Here is a 17,349-nt window from a genome sequence, read left to right as displayed (position 1 = left end):
CTACTCATCCCTCACAATCGTATACAAAATATTCATCGTGACGCCGATGACGGCCAGATATACACCGAGATCAAACAGCACGGCCGTAGCCAGTTCCGTTTTACCCAGCAGCGGAAGCTGAAAATATCCGAATGTATGCGTCAGAAACGGAGCCTGAAACACAAAGGAGCCGATGCCTGTCAAGAGGGCAACTGAAAGACCGGTGGCAATCAGCTTTTTAAAATCAATCGGAATAAGCCTGTTCACCGTCTTCATTCCGAAGGCCATCAGCATCAGCACCAGTCCTCCGGAAGTCATCAGTGCACCGATGAAACCCCCTCCCGGCTCATGATGTCCCGCAAAAAACAGGTATAATGCAAACGTCATCACGATATATACAACGCCTGTTCTGGCTGCTGTCCGGAGAATCACGTCATTGCTTCTGGCAAGATACATGCCTGCGCCGGGGCGCTTATTTTGTGACTGTAATCCATCCGCATCTGCATCCAAGCTAAGTCTTGCCAAAGCAAAGATCGCCAAAGATGCGATGCCGAGCACCATAATCTCCAGCAGCGTATCAAATCCCCTGAAATCAACGAGAATGACATTGACGACATTGCGCCCACCTGCCAGGTTATAACTTTCGGCCAGGAAGAAATCCGAAATGGAATCGAAAGCCCGGCTGCCGCTGGCTGCAAGAGCGATCAGGGTCATAACTGCCCCGACTCCGATGGAGATCACCAGATTCGGCAGCCTGAACTTCAGGGACGACCGGTCCCTGCGCAGCTTGGGCAGATGATAGAAGCAGAGCAGAAACAGCGCAACCGATACCGTCTCAACGATAATCTGGGTCAACGCCAGATCCGGTGCCCGGAATACGACAAAGAACAGTGAGACCGCATAGCCGACGGCGCCCGTCAAAATAATAGAGGTGACGCGTGATGTGGCGAACGGAACCGCCAGTGTCGCCAGCACAAGCACAAGCAGCACAACAGCTTCGTAAAACGACATCGGGGCATAGCCCTCCATATTGAGGCTTATCCCGTCCGCCGCGTAGAATGCGATCACCAAAGCAGCGATCATAAACGAAAAAATATACAGCAGATAGTGACGGACAGACCCGGTCATATAAGTCCTCGTTACTTTAAGCGCACCTTTATCCAGCAGCTTCAAGCCCGAATCATAGACCTGATTGATGCTGACTCGCCCAGTAAGCGGCTGGTGTAGCACACGTGCCCTTCCATGCAGCCTGTACAGCACGATGCCAAGCAGCACCACCCCGATCGTCATGAATATCTCCATCGTCCAGCCGTGCCAGAAGGAAATATGCACATGAAATGATTCACCGGCTGCAAGCACAGCCGGATGAATGGCTGACATGGCCGGCTCAATCAGCGACTGGGACAGCAAATTCGGGAACAGACCGAATACAACGGCGAGCGAACCAAGCACTACAGGCGGGATCAGCATGCCGAGAGGCGCTTCATGAGGCTTCCGCTCCAGTGCTTCCGGTTTCTGCTTGCCTGTAAACGTCTTGAACACAAGCAGCATGCTGTACACGAACGTAAAAATGCTGGCAATCCAGGCGACAACAGGGATAAGCGCCCCCCAGGCCTGCAAATTCCATACATCCAATTCCATGACGCTCAGCACACCGGTAAAGAACATTTCTTTACTGAGAAAACCGTTAAACGGCGGCAGTCCTGCCATGGAAAATGTACCGATCAGAGCGACCGTGAAGGTCACTGGCATAAGCGACATCAGCCCGCCGAGCTTACGGATATCCCTCGTGCCTGCTTCATGATCCACATTGCCGACCACCATGAACAGAGCACCTTTAAATACCGCATGATTGATCAGGTGAAAGATGGCGGCTGTTGTTGCCTTGGTATAAAAGAGAGCTTCCTCTCCCGTATAAAACGCCGCGGCAGAACCGATGCCCAGCAAGCTCATAATCAAGCCGAGCTGACTGACGGTGGAGAAAGCCAGCATGGCTTTCAAATCGGTCTGCTTTAGCGCCCGGTAAGAGGCATAGATGAGGGTCACCAGCCCAAACCCGGTTACAAGCCAGAACCAGCCTGCCAAACCGGCAAACAGTGGGCTTAAGCGGGCAACCAGATAAATGCCCGCCTTCACCATCGTCGCGGAATGCAGATAAGCGCTGACCGGCGTCGGTGCTTCCATCGCATCCGGCAGCCAGATATGAAACGGAAACTGGGCAGATTTCGTGAATGCGCCGATCAGAATCAGCAGCATGGCAGGCACGAGCAGCGGTTGATCCGCCAACCCCCACGCCTGACCCATAATCTCGCTAACACTAAACGTTCCGGTCATGACATAGAGCAAAATAAAGCCGCTGAACAAGGCAAGCCCGCCGAACACCGTAATCAGCATGGACTTCAAGGCTCCGTATAACGATCTTTCCCTGCGGTGCCAAAAGGCGATCAGCAGAAACGACGATACGCTCGTCAGCTCCCAGAAGCCGTACAGAACCATCAGGTTGTCGGACAAGACCACACCCAGCATGGCACCCATAAACATGAGCAGGTACACGTAAAAGCGATGAACCGCTTCTTTGTTCTTATCCAGATAAAATAATGAATACAGAACTACCAGAGAGCCGATCCCGCTAATGAGCAGGGCAAATAGCAGACTCAGACCGTCCAGCCTGACGATAAAGTCGACTCCCAGCGACGGCATCCACGGCAGGACCGAGCTACCCTGCCCGCCATTTTGCATTTCAGGCAGACGGCTTAGAAAATACGCAAACAGCAGGACCGGGACCGGAAGAACGAACCAGCCGGCATGCACGCGGCGAGCCAGCCGCTGCGCAAGCGGAATGGCTGCGGCAAAGATGAAGGGCAGCAGGATGGCTGCATGCAGCAAAGACAAGTTTCTCTCCTCCTCTTAAAAACATTTGCGACTAAAAACAGCTTTTCCATAAATCTCATCATTTCGACCCAAATTTCCAAAAAAAACGCAAAAAGAGCCCGCTGTTGGCAGGCTCCTCCGGTTTAAAGCATATGCTATTTTCTGTTCGCAATTAGCAATAAGTATACATGATTTTGTATTTTGTGTCAAAACAGCGGACGTTTAACGTATAAAAATGCATCAAAGCAGGGAAATCTGATGCTTAATAATAATAAGGAGTGATTCCCCTGCCGAAACGCAACTTATTTATTTGTGCCGCTCTGTTCGCTTTGCTGATCCTGTTCGGAGCTTTGCTGAACTACCGTATGCAAGCTCATCTTGCCAAGAGCAATTCAACCATAACAGACCATTACGAAATTAAATCAACACCGGACGGAAATGCTGTTCCATCTTCCCCTGCTCACTTCAGGCCGCGCGAATATATCAAAATCCGCCGCATGTCCGAAGAATGAATCCCTTATTCTAGCCAAATAATTCATTTACTTTGTCACGGTCGAGCTTCTTGATGACTGCTGTCAGCAGTGCCGCAGCCTGATCAAAGTCCTGCTTGGACATCACTCCATTATGAGAGTGGATGTACCGCACCGGAAAGCCGACGGACAAGGTTGGACAACCGGTGCCGCTGATATGAAATTTGCCGCCATCCGTTCCGCCGCCTGGCATAACATCAACCTGAACCGGGATTCCCAGCTCCTCGGCCGTATCCATCACCAGGTCACGCAGTCCGGCATGAGGAATCATGGTGGCGTCATACAGCAGCACGAGCGGCCCTTCTCCGACATTGGACACCGTATGCTGGGACTCATTTCCCGGCGTATCGTAGGCTACACCCACGTCCAGGGCAAAAGCGATATCAGGCTGAACCGCATTAGCCACCGTTACGGCACCGCGCAGTCCCACTTCTTCCTGTACCGTAGCCCCGGCATAGATAATGTTAGGATGGCTGTCATTTTGCAGCCTTTTCAACACTTCTACAGCCAGCGCGCAGCCTGCGCGGTTATCGAGCGCTTTTCCGACCCACAGCTCATCATTACGCATAGTTGTAAATTCGGATACGGGCACAACCCAGTCCCCCGGACGAACGCCCATCGCTTTGGCATCCTCCGCATCCTTCGCTCCGATATCAATGTACATGTTCTTAAGCGGAACCACTTTCTCCCGCTCGGCCTTGTCCAGAATGTGCGGCGGCTTGGAGCCGACAATGCCTATGTAATCTCCTTTGCGCGTCTTTACCTTCACCCGTTGGGAAAGCACCGAATGCGGCCACCAGCCGCCAAGCTGCTGGAAGCGCAGGAAGCCCTTCGGCGTAATGGCGGTCACCAGAAAGCCAATCTCATCCAGATGTCCGGCCAAAAGCACCTTCGGCCCGGCAGCATCTCCCGTCTTTTTCCCCAACACGCTGCCCAGACGGTCCTTAACGATCTCTTCTGTCAGCGGCTGCAGATACTCCAGCATTTTATCCTTAACATTTCCTTCAAAGCCCGGAACTCCGTCCGTTTCCGTCAGCTCCTTCATCATCTTGGTCATTTCGTCCATTGTCATGCCTCCTGTATATATTAAGTTAAAGGCAAACCGCCCGCAGTCAGCTTGTCTTTTGGACAGCAAATAAAACGGAACAGGCCCTGAACTGGGTCGGCTTATCATATTTTTCTTCAGGGATGGACTGCAGCACGCTGGATTGCGCCAGTACATTCCAGTCTTCGTATGCCTGACGGAATAAAGTTAATGCTCTGTCCGTTGGCAGGTTGAGCTCGATCAGCGGCTTGAGCTTGCGGCCGGAATCTGCTTCGATTTCCTCGATTCCGGTATTCATCGTAATGCAGTGTATCCCTCCCGGCGCAGTGCCAGCCTTCATCCGTTCCAGCACATTGATGAGAGCCTGTTCGGAGGATACATGTTCCAGACATCCGCAAGCAATAATGTAATCATATTTGCCATCAGAGAGCTGGGTATGCTCCGCATCCCCCTTTTCAACCCGGATCATATCCTCGACTTTATACTTCTGTGCATTTTCCCGCAGCTTTTCTACCGCTTCATCCAGCAGGTCCAGGCCGGTAACTGTGCTTCCGGTATGTCGAAGCCTCAGCGCGACGGGAATGGCATTCCTTCCTGCTCCGCACCCCAGATCCAGCACCTCCAGCCTGCTCTTAAACCGCAGCAGCCTTTCCAGCATCTCCATTACGACAGGTACCGGCTTTGCCATCCACGTCCCAGGCTCCAAAATATCATTTTCGCTGTACAGCTCATCATGATAGCTCGCTTCCGCCTTGCGGGCCTTCTCGAAGTCGGCTTGTTGCATATCGCATTCCTCCCGGATACGGTTTGTTGCGCTTCGTCTTTATTAGTAATAACCAATTCCGGTGCGGCAGTGTGTTCATTCAATCTCCTTTCTCCCGATTATTTTCCATTATAGTTTTGCCCAGGCTCATTATGCAAAAAATAAACCCCCTTCATTCCACAACCAAAAGTCCGTGTCAGGGATAACTTTTGTCTGTTAACTTAAAGGGGTGTTGGTGTTCGGGCCGTATTGGCCTTGATTTATACAGTTAATCTGTAGTCAGGTATTGTCCGCTGCCTTCAAGCATCGGGATCAGATATTCCAGTGCCTCCAGATCGTCTTCCCCTGCTGCCGTCATCCGTATCGTTGAACCGGGAACGACAATCATCAGCATCATGCCCAGCAAGCTCTTTACATCGATTCGATGCTCCGACTCGCCAATGCTGTAAGTTATTGTAATCGTTGAAGAAAAGCGGGAGGCCTCCGTCGAAATATGGACAAGCTGCTCCCGGCTCAGCTGTTCCTTAACGGCAAATTCGTGTACTCTCATCGTGGGTTATCTCCTTCATATACGGTTCTGGCTCTACTATAATATATCGACAAAAAAGAGCCCCAATTAAACCTGCCCCTTGGTTATGTATTCCAAATTATTATAACATTGGCGGGTTGTTGGAAGTATACGACATTTGGAATTTACTTGAACAATTATTTCTCTTGCCCCCGTAAATCCTTAATCATATGAAAATGGGGAATCCCTACCTCTGTAAACAAATCCCCCTCTTTGACATAACCAAGCTTTTCGTAAAAAGGCACCGCCGTCAGGCGGGCATGCAGCAGGATTGCGGTAAATCCCAGCTCCAGGGCTGTCTGTTCGGCAAACTCGACCATTTTTCTCCCGATGCTTTGCCCCTGCACGGCCGCGTCTACGGCCACCTGCTTCATTTGCAGCCGGCTGTCATCCAGCTTTCTCAGAAGGAGCACACCTGCCGTATGTCCATCCGCAACCGCACGAATATGAATATCCACGTTCTCCACATGGGTAGGATCATTCTGAATGCTGAGTCCGAGCGGCTTTCTCAGCACACGGTCCCTTAATTCCAGTCCTTGCTCATATTCGGGCGACCCCCACTCCACACGTTCCACAATTACGTTCATCGCCGGTCCTCCCTGCCGATTCTTTGTAGTGATAGTCAAGAAACTGATGTAATCTCCTATTATAATAATCGTGCTGCTTGAAAGGTCAAGAGAATGAGCGGATTCATAGCAAAAGAGGCTGATTTTCAAGCACGACACATTGTGCCTGAAAATGCAGCCTCATTCTTATTATATTTTAACCTTTAACCGTTTTAACCTTGGATTTGGCATCATTGAGTTTAACATCAGTTGACTTTTCCGCTGTATCCGACGGGTAAAGCTTCCTGAACAAGAGCGTCTGCAGCAGCAGGAATGTGCCGCTCACCGTCCAGTACAGCGGCATTGCAGCCGGTGCGCTGAACGAAAACACTGCCATCATAATGGGTGACAGGTATCCCATAATGGCAAACTGCTTGCGCTGCTCGGGCGTCATGCTCATTTGGGATACTTTGGACTGCAGCAAATAAATACAGGCGACCAGCACCGCAAGAATCGGATCCGGCTTTCCCAATTGAAACCAGCCGAAGGAATGAGCCGCAAGATCCGGTGTAAAACGGATCGCCGTATACATGCCCGATAAAATCGGGAGCTGAATCAATAACGGCAGACAGCCGATGTTCAAAGGATTGAAATTATGCTTCTTGTACAGCGCCATCATTTCCTGCTGCATCTTCTGTTGGCTGTCACGGTCTTTCTTTTTCTCGTATTTGCGCTTCAATTCATCCAGCTCCGGCTGCATGCTGTTCATGACTCGCTTCATGGCCTGCTGGGAACGGGCCTGGCGCATCATCAGCGGCAGCAGCAGCAGACGGACGGCCAGCGTCAAAATGATCACAGCCATGCCAAAGCTTCCGCCAAACCAGCCCGCAATATGCACTAGCAGATAGGACAGCGGAAATACGACATAATGATTAAAGAAGCCCGGTGTCTGCGCATTGATTTCCGACATGCCGGTACCGCATCCTGAAAGCAGCAGCACAGCAAGCACCGCTGCAACAATACCTATTAATCTTCCGTTCTTCTTAAAGCCGGTGAATCCCTTGATCTTCTCCATGTATATCCTCCCTGTTGATTCTTCTGATGGCGATCAACGGGAGGCGGCAGTCCGATGTGTCCTCATCGGGGGATTCCTTGCGGCGGACAGCCCGGCATAATATGAAGGAAATCGGACGCCCTTCCACAGAAATGAGCGGAAGCATATCCTGAGCGATCCAGCCGCCGCCTTCCACCCAATATTCAGTGACACCGCAGTAGAGATGGGCAATGCAGGCGTAGCTGACCGTACAAATCAAACCGATGGTAAAAATAAAGGGAACCAGCTCCTGCAGCTCAAACAAAAACAAGGGATTCACCTCCTTTCTTTGCTGCTCCTATTGTACCACTTATTCCTGCAAACACCTAAGGCGTTAACAGAATGTCCAAACCTTCACTGTATTTTTGGATTTGTTCCGTAGCTACTTCGGATTTTTGAGTATATTCACCACGTCACATATTCCTTTACTACGAGCTTGGCATAATCATTCTTTCGCCTGCTGTACAACTTATGGAGAAGAATCACGTCTAATCCATATACATAAATTTACATTATGGAGGTAGATCGTATGGTTGGATGGACACGTCCCATGACCGCCGCATGTGTGGCTTGTACTCTTCTTCTGAGTCCTTTAAGTACGGAAGGCACCTCCCTTGTACGTAACCGCTGACCTGAAATTTGCGGCTATCGATGCAGCGAGCGGCAAAATCAAATGGAAAGCTTCGGAAACCGATGAATATATGTGTTCATACGACCCTGTGAACCGAAAAATTGAAGTTTCCATTTTAATTTGCAGACTGGCGAGAGTAAGGGAACGCGCATATACCCTTGGAAAGAAAGGCGACTTTACGTAGCGTAATGAGGTTTTTTGACCATAATCTTATCTTCTTTGAATTAAGAAAGACAGCTGAACAAGTTGTCTACTCCATCGCTCCCTATTCGTTCATATAATTGTTGGATCAAATGATTAGCTTATCCATTAACCTAATTATGTCACGGTGAGTCGCTTGCATGTTCGATCATTGCTAACCCATTTACCGGGTCATTCAGCTCCGGCAGTACGTTAACAACCTTAACCGCAACGACGCTTGGGTCGCACAAACTTGACTGCTATTCAGTTGTTTTCTATACTACACTCGATGTAGCGATCATCATTGGGAGGTGTTTATATGGCTGCTAAAAATTTGACCGACACGACAACTCTACATAACGGCGTTAAGATGCCATGGTTCGGTTTAGGCGTGTGGCAAAGGGAGGACGGCGAAGAGGTCGAGAATGCTGTAACATTTGCACTCAAGGCTGGATATCGCCTAATTGATACCGCTGCGTTTATGAACACACTGGGTATTTATGGAAACGAGGAGGGTGTCGGCAGAGCCATTGCCAAGTCGGACGTCAAGCGTGAAGATATCTTTGTGACGACAAAGGTTTGGAATGCGGATCAAGGTTATGAGTCAACTCTTCAAGCGTTTGAAGCGAGTCGCAAGAGTCTCGGCTTCGAGTATGTGGATTTGTATCTGATTCACTGGCCTGTTAAGGGAAAATACAAAGATACTTGGAAGGCTCTTGAGAAACTGTACAAGGATGGCTACGTACGTGCAATTGGTCTGAGTAACTTCCAAGTGCATCATATTGAGGATATACTCTCAGTCGCAGAAGTTCGCCCTATGGTGAATCAAGTTGAGTACCATCCGTACCTCACACAGAAGGAACTGCACGCTTATTGTAAGGAGCAGAACATTCAGATGGAGGCGTGGAGTCCACTGATGCAGGGTAAGTTGGATGTGCCATTGTTGAAAGGACTCGCGGATAAGTATGGCAAGACGCCTGCACAGGTGGTTTTACGGTGGGATTTACAAAATGATGTAATCACAATTCCCAGGTCATTCCGAGAGTCGCGTATCATAGAGAATGCGGATTTGTTTGATTTTGAACTGAGTGTTGAAGACATGGAGAAAATTGACGCATTAAATCAAAATAAGCGTTTTGGTATGGACCCTGACAATGTTAATTTCTAATCACGGTAATATTAAAGGAGAGTTAGCGAGGAAACCAACTCTTCTAGCAAAGTTTGTATCGCATTTCTAAGTTGTTTATTAATTATAGGATCTGCTGAAATACTCTATCATTAAGGTGAAGATCCTAGTCTTCGACATGATGTTTCGTTCGTAGACTACCATGACTTCTTTTCCTGTCTCATGCCGACATTAAATCCGGCGCCATAAGAACGCGAACTCACCGCTGCGCCACTACATGAGAATCACGCTCGTTGAATGGAATCCACCGTGCTCTTTTAGCCCGTTTAGCTTAACGCCAACGCAAGTCTAATACTTTATTTTCTGCTGATATCACTCATAAAGGACTTTTCCGATGACAGGGCAAACGCAAATTCGGAAGCTTCCCGCTGCACTTAAATAGAAATCGAAGAAAATGGTAAAAAGGCGTTTGGAAACTTCAACACGCCTTTTCGGCATTTTTCGCAGTGAAGCCCCACGTTTGGATCTTCCTTCACCTTTGCTTCAACAGCCGGAATATTTCCAGCAGAACGATATTCAGGCTGAGCCAGACACCGCCAAAGACGTATCCTGCCGCCACGTCGCTCGGGTATTGAACGTTGAAATAGACACTGCTGAGTCCCACCAGAAATGCGGCGGCCAATACAAGCACAAAAGCCACCAATTTAGCCCATGTTATTCCCATATGCCTGAAAATAAGATAGGCCGCAAAGCCCCAGATAATTACTGCCGAGGAAGCCTGTTCACTTGGAAAAGTATTCATCAGGCCGCCGGGGCCCACTCGGTGGAATAGAACTTTCAGCAGCCCCTCCCACACCTCGCCTCCGGCCATTGCAAAGAGCAGAAACGTACCTTCCAGCAGCCGGTCTTTCCCTTTTACGATAACCCGGATCAATGCAAGCACCGCCGCTGCTGCAAGCACTTGAAACGAGGCCAGGTATGCAAAACGGTTCATCCACTCGCTCCAACTCTTATCGAATATCGCGTGAACAATATAGGCTGTGATGGTGTCAAAAAGGGCGAACTCATGAGCCAGAAAATCCTGAACCAAGCCTGCCATCAAAATAAACAGCAAAAGAAATGCCGCAAAGGAAGCCAGAATGAGAAATTTAACCCGGCCGAGCGAGTGAAAGGCGGCAACCGCCTTTTGCAGCCACTGAACAGTCCACAGATACAGCTGTTTGCGGTGCTTTTTATAGACATAAAAGATGATGAAAATGACAATCCCGCCAACAGCCGCAATAATCAAATATCTGGTGATTACAGGATGGTACTCTTCCCATTTGGGCCCAAGAATTTTGCCAAGGGAGATAAAGGTGCCCGTCCACAATAAAGCCCCCGTATAAGCGTAAATACTGAAAATTCTAAAAGGCATGCGTATGGAACCGGAAAAATAACCGGTGATATGCCGGACTACGGGAAGAAAATAAGCGATAATCAGCAGCTTGTTGCCGTATCGTTTGAACCATTGGGAGGTTCGCTCCAGCTTGTCCGGTCCCAGGTGGATTTTGGAGCCGTATTTAATGAAAAAGGGCTGGCCGAGCTTGTATCCTATCCAATAAGAAATCGTAATGCCTGCAGAAGCGCCAAGTGCGGCTACGAGGATGCTTACGATCCAATTTTCCTCTCCATGAAAAACCATCAGACCGCTATAGGTCATGATGACCTCGCCCGGCAAGGGCAATGCAAGCAGCTCAAGCATTAGGCCAATTCCCAAGACGTAATATCCGTACTGATCCAGCAAAAGCTGCATTTCGTGAGCCATAAATGTGATTACCTCCTGCAGAAAAGCTTCGATGAGCAGAACTTCCATTTTATAAAAGTCAAAATTATTCTGTTCGTATATAATGAAGCTCATACTTTATTAACCTGTTCATTACCTTATACCGTGAAAATTGTAATTAAAGAAAAAAAGTCCTCCCGAATGAGAAGACTCTTTATGCTGATGATTAATATACCTGTTTTATTCGCACTGCGGCCACCTTAAAACCAGGCATTTTGCAGAATGGATCCAGCGCGGGAGTTGTTGCAAGGTTTACATTCTGCACGCCGCCCCAATGCATCGGGACGAAGATGGTGTCCTTGCGGATGTTGCCGGAGATGCGGCTGCGGACAGAGAAGCTGCCCCGTTCCGATTCAATCTCGATCCACTGGCCGTCTTCAACCCGGTAACGGCGGGCCGTGTCCGGATGGATTTCCGCGAAATTGGCCTCTGACCTTGCCGCGAGCGCAGGGCTTCTTCTGGTCTGTACGCCAGTGAGATAATGGGCCAGCACCCTGCCGTTCGTCAGAATCAAGGGATAATCCTTACTGACCCTTTCCTTGGTGACGGGATTTTGCAGGGATGTGAATACGGCTTTCCTGTCGGGATGGGCGAATGCTGCGGAGAACATAAACGGCGTACCGGGATGATCCGTTGAAGGACAAGGCCAATAAATGCCCTCCTCTCTGCGCAGCCTGTCGTACGTGATCCCGTAATAGTCCGCAGCCCCGCCTTTGCTTGCCACTCTTAATTCCTCGAAGATGTCTTCAGCAGATGCATAGGAAAATAGCTGCCCTTTTCCAAGCCGTTCCGCAATGTCGCACAGGATGCGCCAATCCTGGCGCGCCTCCCCCGGCGCCGGCAGGGCTGCCTCCCGCAGCAGCACTCTTCCTTCCAGGTTCGTGAGTGTGCCCGTGTTCTCCAGATAAGACGTAACCGGAAGCACAATGTCCGCCAAACGAGCTGTTTCGGAGAGCAGCATATCCGCCACCACCAGAAAATCCAGCTTTTCCAGCGCTTCCTTGACCAGATTTACATTCGGATTGGATACGATGGGATTGGAGCCCATCAGGAAAAGTGTTCTGATTTCTCCCTGATGCATCAGCTCCATCATTTCATACGCGGATACACCTTTACCGGGAATGTCTTCCGGAGCCACCCCCCACACAGAAGCCACATAGGCTCGATCTGACTCATTTTCAATGGATCTGTAGCCAGGCAGCTGGTCTGCTTTCTGCCCATGCTCCCTGCCGCCCTGGCCATTGCCCTGACCTGTGACCGCACCATAGCCGCAGCCTTCCCGGCCGATTTTGCCGCTTGCCAGCACCAGATTCAGAAATGCCCTGACCGCCAAATGCCCATCCGTCTGCTGCTCCACGCCCCTTGCTGTGAAAATAATACCGGTCTCCGCCTGTCCGTAGGCGGATGCGGCCTTGCGAATCAGCTCCTCTTCGATCCCGCATAGCCGTGCTGTCTCCACCAAGTCGACCGTCTGCATACGAGACCGCAATTCTTCATAACCGTTCGTCCGTTCTCGAATAAATCTCTCATCGATCCACCCTTCATCAACCATGATCTTCAGCATGGCATCCGCCAGCATCATGTCCGTCCCGGGTCTGATCTGCAGATGCAGGTCCGCCATTTTGGCCGTTGCCGTAACCCGCGGATCGATGACAATAATGAAAGCACCTTTTTCCTTCGCTTCATTAAAATAAGGCATTAAAGTTGGCTGACACTCCGCGATATTGGTGCCTGCCAAAATAATGCAGCGGGCCAGGGGAATATCGGCCAGCCTGCAGGTCAGCCCGCGGTCGATGCCAAAGGTCTTGCTGCCCGCCGACGCAGCCGCCGACATACAGAAACGTCCGTTATAGTCGATGTATCTCGTTCCGATGCCAATCCTGGCAAATTTGCCAAGCAAATAAGCCGTTTCATTGGTCAGCGACCCGCCGCCGTACACCCCGATGGAGTCGGAACCATACGCTGCCATCCCCTCGGTGAAGCGTTCCACGATCACTTGCAGCGCTTCCTCCCAGGTTGCGGGCTCCAGCTTTCCTTCTTTTCTTATGAAGGGCTGCAGCAGCCGTTCACTATGGAGCCCATGCTGGTGGGCGTTCAGTCCCTTGACACACAATCTCCCGCCGGATGCCGCATTGGGAACTCCTTCAACGGTATATGTGACAGCCCCGGAAGAAGCTGTTTCCATTCGGATTTGCGCTTTGCACTGCACACTGCAAAAAGGACACTGAGTATGCAGCACCTTATTCCATGTTTCATCAGGCTCCTGAACAGCAGCAGCCCCTGTCGTCAACTCGTTCATTCCTTTTCTCCCTCCCGTTCTATCTTTTGCTCTATCGTTTATACCGTTTCAACCGGCTGTGGCCAATCCTGCAGCTCCGCCAGCAGACTCTTTTGCCTCACAGGGTCATACAGAGCTTCTCTTACCGAAAGAAGACCTGCGCGCTCCAGCCACTTCCACAAGGGCTCCTCATACCAGGCTTCCTTGCGGTACAGCTGCAGGCAGGCAGTTGCCAAATCGGCGGCGTGCTCCTCCGTCTCGCTCAACCCAATCAGCTGAGCTTCCCGCACAGGACGTCCTCCTCTGCCCCCCGCATATACCTCCCAGCCCGCTGGACATGCCGCCAGCCCGAGATCGCGGATCAAAACCGCGGCAGGCGAAACGGTACCTTCTGCTACCGCTGCTGTAATCGGGGCGGGCAGACTCAAGCCGTCCCATCTCAGCTTCAGCTCCGCCGCCAAACCTGCACAGCCTTCGCCGCCAAAACCTTGTTCCATGGGCCCATCATGAACAAAAGTGATCCTTGACGGGTCCACGCTGCCATAGGCAGGGGATGAATGAGGTTCATACGATTCTGTAGAATACTTCTGCAAAGCCAGATAATAATGGACTGCAGGTCTGCATACCTCACAGCCTTCTTTCTGCTGCCATCCCAATTGAGCAAATACTTCTTCAGGAGAAAAAGCAGACATCCCGCTTACAGCCTGTTTGAGCTCAGCATGCTCCAGCGACGTGCAGCCGCATACCGGTACCTTTTCGGCAGCCGCAGGCTCCTCCGTTGTTCCGGCCACAGCCTTTCCCGATGCCGCAAGCTGGATCAAGGCTTGAACCATTGGCCTGCAGCTGCCGCAAGAGGAGGAAGCCTTCGTGTGCTTCCTTACTTCTTCTTCCGTCTTATGACCGTCTCTGGTAACGGCCTGCAGAATAGTTTGCTTCGTCACCGCATTGCAGGCGCATACTGTCTCCTGCTCCGCCATCGCTGCGGCTGCGGCTTCCATTGGATTTTCAGTGCTGTCGGAAAGCGCAAGCTTCGTGACCTCTTCACCAAGCTGGACCGCTTTCAGAAGAGCCGGAGCCTCGGAGATATCCCCGTACAGAATGGCTCCGGCGGCTCTGCCGTTGGCTATCGTCACTTTTTTGTAGGTTTTGCGGATTCCGTCATACTGCTGAATCGCTGTAATAACACCACGGTCGCCGATATCTCCTGCCGAAAACACATCAACACCGGATACCTTTAATTGTGAATATGGAACGGACCCGGTGTAGGGACCCGTCTCCCTGCCGCATAGCACCTTCGCCAGCACTCTGGCCTGCTCGAATAACGGCGCCACCAGCCCGTAAGCAATGCCCCGATGCTCGGCGCATTCCCCGACAGCATAAATTCCCGGAATGCTGGCGGCAAGATAGTCATCAACAACAACCGCCCGGTTCGTGCGCAGGCCGCAGTCCTTTGCCAGTTCAATGTTGGGCTGAATGCCAACCGCCATAATGATCAGATCGGCCTCCAATGTACTACCATCAGCAAAACGCAATCCTTTTGCGCGTTTCCGGCCCGTGATTTTGACCGTATTTTTGCTGAGATGAAACACCATACCCTGCCGCTCAAGCTCAGCCTGCAGCAGGCCTGCCGCCATAACATCCAGCTGACGGTTCATAAGATAAGGCGCGTTATGAATCACCTGCGCCTCCATGCCAAGATGGAGCAGGCCACGTGCCGCTTCCAGCCCCAGCAGACCCCCGCCGATTACCACCGCCTTGCGGCAGCTGCCTGTGCTTTGGATCATCGTCTCGCAGTCTTCCATCGTGCGAAACGCCATGACCCCTTCCTTGTCCGCACCAGAGATAGGCGGAATGAAAGCCGAGGAGCCGGTAGCCAGCACCAGCACATCATAGGGCACCTTGCTGCCATCGGCTGCAAATACGAAGCGGCCGGCTGGATCGATGCGAATGATCCGTACTCCCGCATGAAGCGTAATGCCGTTTTCTTTGTACCAGGACCAATCATTCAGAACGATGTCATCAAATGCTACATCGCCCCTGAGCATTTTGGAAAGCATAATGCGGTTATAGTTCGGATGCGGCTCCTCTCCGAAAATGGTGATATCAAACCTTTCGGGGTCAAGCTTCAGAATTTCCTCCACACATTTGATCCCTGCCATCCCGTTGCCGATGACAACCAGTCTTTCTCTCAACCTAATCCTCTCCTTTTCAGGGATCAAGACCCGTTCTCTTTATATACATCTGCCAGAAGACAGAAAAAGCCCTTTTCCTAATGTAAATAGAAAAAGGGCTCCATTGCCGGATAATACCGTCACCTCATTGTGACAGCTCATAGAACCAGCGTATTCGATGAAAGCATTTATGTCAATAATAATGACATATTTTAATGGAATCAAACTACTTTTTTAATTATTCAAATTTTTGTGTTATCTATATTGACATTTGTTTTGCCGCTTTTTATAATTTGAATCAAATTCACAATGCTGTGAAAACAAATCATCAGCTTGGACACAAAGACGTGTTCCCGGCTACGGCAAAGAGGCCGCAAATCGTTCTTTCAAGGACGGATTGCGGCCTTTTTTTGGATTCACCCAGAGAATAGGAGACAAAAAAAACAAAAGGGAGAGAAATCAAGGATGGAGAAAAAAGGATTTTTGCAATCCGGGCATAAGCCCACCCTGTTGGGAGCATTCCTCTATTTTGACATTAGCTTTATGATCTGGGGCATGATCGGCCCCCTGGCCGTCGTGATCGCGGCGGATATTCCCATGGACCCTGTGCAGAAAGCACAGCTGGTCGCCCTTCCGGTGCTCGGCGGATCGATCCTCAGATTGCTGTTCGGCTTTTTGTCCGACTATATCGGGCCAAAGCTGACCGGACAGATCGGCATGATCGTAACGCTGCTCCCACTGCTGCTCGGCTGGATGTGGGTAGATTCCCTGGATCAGCTTTACATTGTGGCACTGCTGCTCGGCGTGGCGGGAGCATCTTTCGCAGCCGCTCTGCCGCTTGCTGGTCAATGGTATCCGAAAGAGCATCAAGGTCTGGCCATGGGCATTGCCGGAGCGGGCAACAGCGGCACTGTGCTGGCCACTTTGTTCGCCAACCGTCTGGCACAGCATTTCGGCAGCTGGGAAATCGTTTTTGGACTCGCTATTATTCCTATCGCCATCGTATTTGTCGTGTTTTCTTTGTTTGCCCGTAACAGCCCGAATCGTCCGGAGCCCAAGAAACTGTCTGCCTATGCAGGAATTCTCAGCCAGAAGGACGCATGGGTATTCTGTGGGCTGTACTGTGTAACCTTCGGCGGTTTTGTCGGACTCTCCAACTATCTGACGATCTTCTTCAACAGCCAATACGGGCTTGCTGCCGTACAGGCTGCGGATATCACAACGATCTGCGTAATTGCGGGCAGCTTCTTCAGACCTGTGGGCGGCTTTTTATCCGATAAAATCGGCGGAGCCCGTATGCTGACCTTCCTGTATGCAGGAGCGGGAATCATGCTGGCCTGTGTGGCCCTGCTGCCGCCGCTGCCTGTCGTAATCGTTCTCCTGTTCGCCGGGATGATGTGCCTTGGCGCAGGCAACGGCGCCGTGTTCCAGCTCGTGCCGCAGCGCTTCGGCAATGAGATCGGCCTGATGACCGGCATCGTCGGCGCCGCCGGCGGACTCGGTGGTTATGCCCTGCCGCTCATTCTCGGCAATCTGTATAAAACGACCGGCTCCTATGCTCCCGGCTTTATCACGGTGAGCCTGATCGTTGCGGCAGCACTCACCCTGATCATTGTAATGCACATAAAGTGGAAAAACACCTGGCTGCGCGTCTCTACAGCAAATACAGGCAAAGCGATTTCCTAAGATACCATCATTATCATTTTAAATGTAAAAAGAGTAGCAAGGCCCTTTCCCTTCCTCTATG

The 17,349-nt window shown here is 50.8% G+C and carries 13 protein-coding genes; 3 read left to right on the top strand and 10 right to left on the bottom strand.

Features of this window, described 5'->3' with window-relative positions:
* A complete protein-coding gene (locus ACE5KN_RS03770; protein WP_375525250.1) occupies positions 1 to 2,871 on the bottom strand; it encodes a Na+/H+ antiporter subunit A in 2,871 nt (956 codons plus the stop codon).
* A 257-nt stretch (positions 2,872 to 3,128) separates the two neighbouring features.
* Between ACE5KN_RS03770 and ACE5KN_RS03765 the strand changes: the two genes are divergently transcribed.
* Positions 3,129 to 3,362, top strand: coding sequence for a hypothetical protein (locus tag ACE5KN_RS03765; RefSeq protein WP_375525249.1), 234 nt, complete (start codon positions 3,129 to 3,131; stop codon positions 3,360 to 3,362).
* A gap of 10 nt (positions 3,363 to 3,372) precedes the next feature.
* On the opposite strand, the gene ACE5KN_RS03760 is transcribed toward ACE5KN_RS03765, so the two are convergent.
* The 6 genes from ACE5KN_RS03760 to ACE5KN_RS03735 all read right to left on the bottom strand — a co-directional run bounded on the left by ACE5KN_RS03760 (position 3,373) and on the right by ACE5KN_RS03735 (position 7,665).
* Positions 3,373 to 4,446, bottom strand: a complete 1,074-nt coding sequence (locus tag ACE5KN_RS03760; RefSeq protein ID WP_375525248.1) for a M42 family metallopeptidase — start codon at positions 4,444 to 4,446, stop codon at positions 3,373 to 3,375.
* Between the two features lie 46 nt (positions 4,447 to 4,492).
* Complete coding sequence (locus ACE5KN_RS03755) at positions 4,493 to 5,209, bottom strand: class I SAM-dependent methyltransferase (protein ID WP_375525247.1); 717 nt, start codon at positions 5,207 to 5,209, stop codon at positions 4,493 to 4,495.
* A gap of 247 nt (positions 5,210 to 5,456) precedes the next feature.
* Positions 5,457 to 5,738 carry an HPr family phosphocarrier protein gene (locus tag ACE5KN_RS03750; RefSeq protein WP_375525246.1) on the bottom strand — a complete coding sequence of 94 codons (282 nt, stop codon included), beginning with the start codon at positions 5,736 to 5,738 and terminating at the stop codon, positions 5,457 to 5,459.
* Positions 5,739 to 5,893: 155 nt separating this feature from the next.
* Positions 5,894 to 6,343: a GNAT family N-acetyltransferase gene (locus ACE5KN_RS03745; protein WP_375525245.1), complete on the bottom strand. Its 450-nt coding sequence runs from the start codon at positions 6,341 to 6,343 to the stop codon at positions 5,894 to 5,896.
* A gap of 175 nt (positions 6,344 to 6,518) precedes the next feature.
* Positions 6,519 to 7,376 carry a membrane protein insertase YidC gene (yidC, locus tag ACE5KN_RS03740; RefSeq protein WP_375525244.1) on the bottom strand — a complete coding sequence of 286 codons (858 nt, stop codon included), beginning with the start codon at positions 7,374 to 7,376 and terminating at the stop codon, positions 6,519 to 6,521.
* Positions 7,345 to 7,665 (bottom strand): hypothetical protein, encoded by a 321-nt coding sequence (locus ACE5KN_RS03735; RefSeq protein WP_375525243.1) that lies wholly within the window; start codon positions 7,663 to 7,665, stop codon positions 7,345 to 7,347. The genes yidC and ACE5KN_RS03735 overlap by 32 nt, the downstream gene beginning before the upstream one ends.
* An 859-nt stretch (positions 7,666 to 8,524) precedes the next feature.
* On the opposite strand from ACE5KN_RS03735, the gene ACE5KN_RS03730 reads away from it, so the two are divergent.
* Entirely contained in the window at positions 8,525 to 9,373 is an 849-nt protein-coding gene (locus tag ACE5KN_RS03730; RefSeq protein ID WP_375525242.1) for an aldo/keto reductase, read from the top strand.
* 490 nt (positions 9,374 to 9,863) lie between these two features.
* Here ACE5KN_RS03730 and ACE5KN_RS03725 read toward each other — a convergent pair whose 3' ends face one another.
* From ACE5KN_RS03725 to nirB, 3 genes are all read right to left on the bottom strand, one after another.
* Positions 9,864 to 11,183 (bottom strand): VTT domain-containing protein, encoded by a 1,320-nt coding sequence (locus tag ACE5KN_RS03725; protein ID WP_375533034.1) that lies wholly within the window; start codon positions 11,181 to 11,183, stop codon positions 9,864 to 9,866.
* A gap of 136 nt (positions 11,184 to 11,319) precedes the next feature.
* The gene (gene nasC, locus ACE5KN_RS03720) at positions 11,320 to 13,452 is read right to left on the bottom strand and encodes an assimilatory nitrate reductase catalytic subunit NasC (protein ID WP_375525240.1); all 2,133 of its coding nucleotides are present in this window, start codon (positions 13,450 to 13,452) and stop codon (positions 11,320 to 11,322) included.
* A gap of 38 nt (positions 13,453 to 13,490) precedes the next feature.
* Positions 13,491 to 15,623, bottom strand: a complete 2,133-nt coding sequence (nirB, locus tag ACE5KN_RS03715; RefSeq protein ID WP_375525239.1) for a nitrite reductase large subunit NirB — start codon at positions 15,621 to 15,623, stop codon at positions 13,491 to 13,493.
* Between the two features lie 444 nt (positions 15,624 to 16,067).
* Between nirB and ACE5KN_RS03710 the strand changes: the two genes are divergently transcribed.
* Complete coding sequence (locus ACE5KN_RS03710) at positions 16,068 to 17,288, top strand: nitrate/nitrite transporter (RefSeq protein ID WP_375525238.1); 1,221 nt, start codon at positions 16,068 to 16,070, stop codon at positions 17,286 to 17,288.
* Positions 17,289 to 17,349 lie beyond the last annotated feature (61 nt).

It is taken from the genome of Paenibacillus terreus (assembly GCF_042138595.1).
Taxonomy (GTDB): domain Bacteria; phylum Bacillota; class Bacilli; order Paenibacillales; family Paenibacillaceae; genus Paenibacillus; species Paenibacillus terreus.
Note: the sequence above shows the minus strand (reverse complement) of the source record. Positions and strands in the feature narration are given on the sequence as shown.

Coding starts and splice junctions, on each gene's coding strand:
- ACE5KN_RS03760 (WP_375525248.1), bottom strand. CDS start 4,446: ATGGACGAAATGACCAAGATGATGAAGGAGCTGACGGAAACGGACGGA.
- ACE5KN_RS03755 (WP_375525247.1), bottom strand. CDS start 5,209: ATGCAACAAGCCGACTTCGAGAAGGCCCGCAAGGCGGAAGCGAGCTAT.
- ACE5KN_RS03750 (WP_375525246.1), bottom strand. CDS start 5,738: ATGAGAGTACACGAATTTGCCGTTAAGGAACAGCTGAGCCGGGAGCAG.
- ACE5KN_RS03745 (WP_375525245.1), bottom strand. CDS start 6,343: ATGAACGTAATTGTGGAACGTGTGGAGTGGGGGTCGCCCGAATATGAG.
- yidC (WP_375525244.1), bottom strand. CDS start 7,376: ATGGAGAAGATCAAGGGATTCACCGGCTTTAAGAAGAACGGAAGATTA.
- ACE5KN_RS03730 (WP_375525242.1), top strand. CDS start 8,525: ATGGCTGCTAAAAATTTGACCGACACGACAACTCTACATAACGGCGTT.
- ACE5KN_RS03725 (WP_375533034.1), bottom strand. CDS start 11,183: ATGGAAGTTCTGCTCATCGAAGCTTTTCTGCAGGAGGTAATCACATTT.
- nasC (WP_375525240.1), bottom strand. CDS start 13,452: ATGAACGAGTTGACGACAGGGGCTGCTGCTGTTCAGGAGCCTGATGAA.
- ACE5KN_RS03710 (WP_375525238.1), top strand. CDS start 16,068: ATGGAGAAAAAAGGATTTTTGCAATCCGGGCATAAGCCCACCCTGTTG.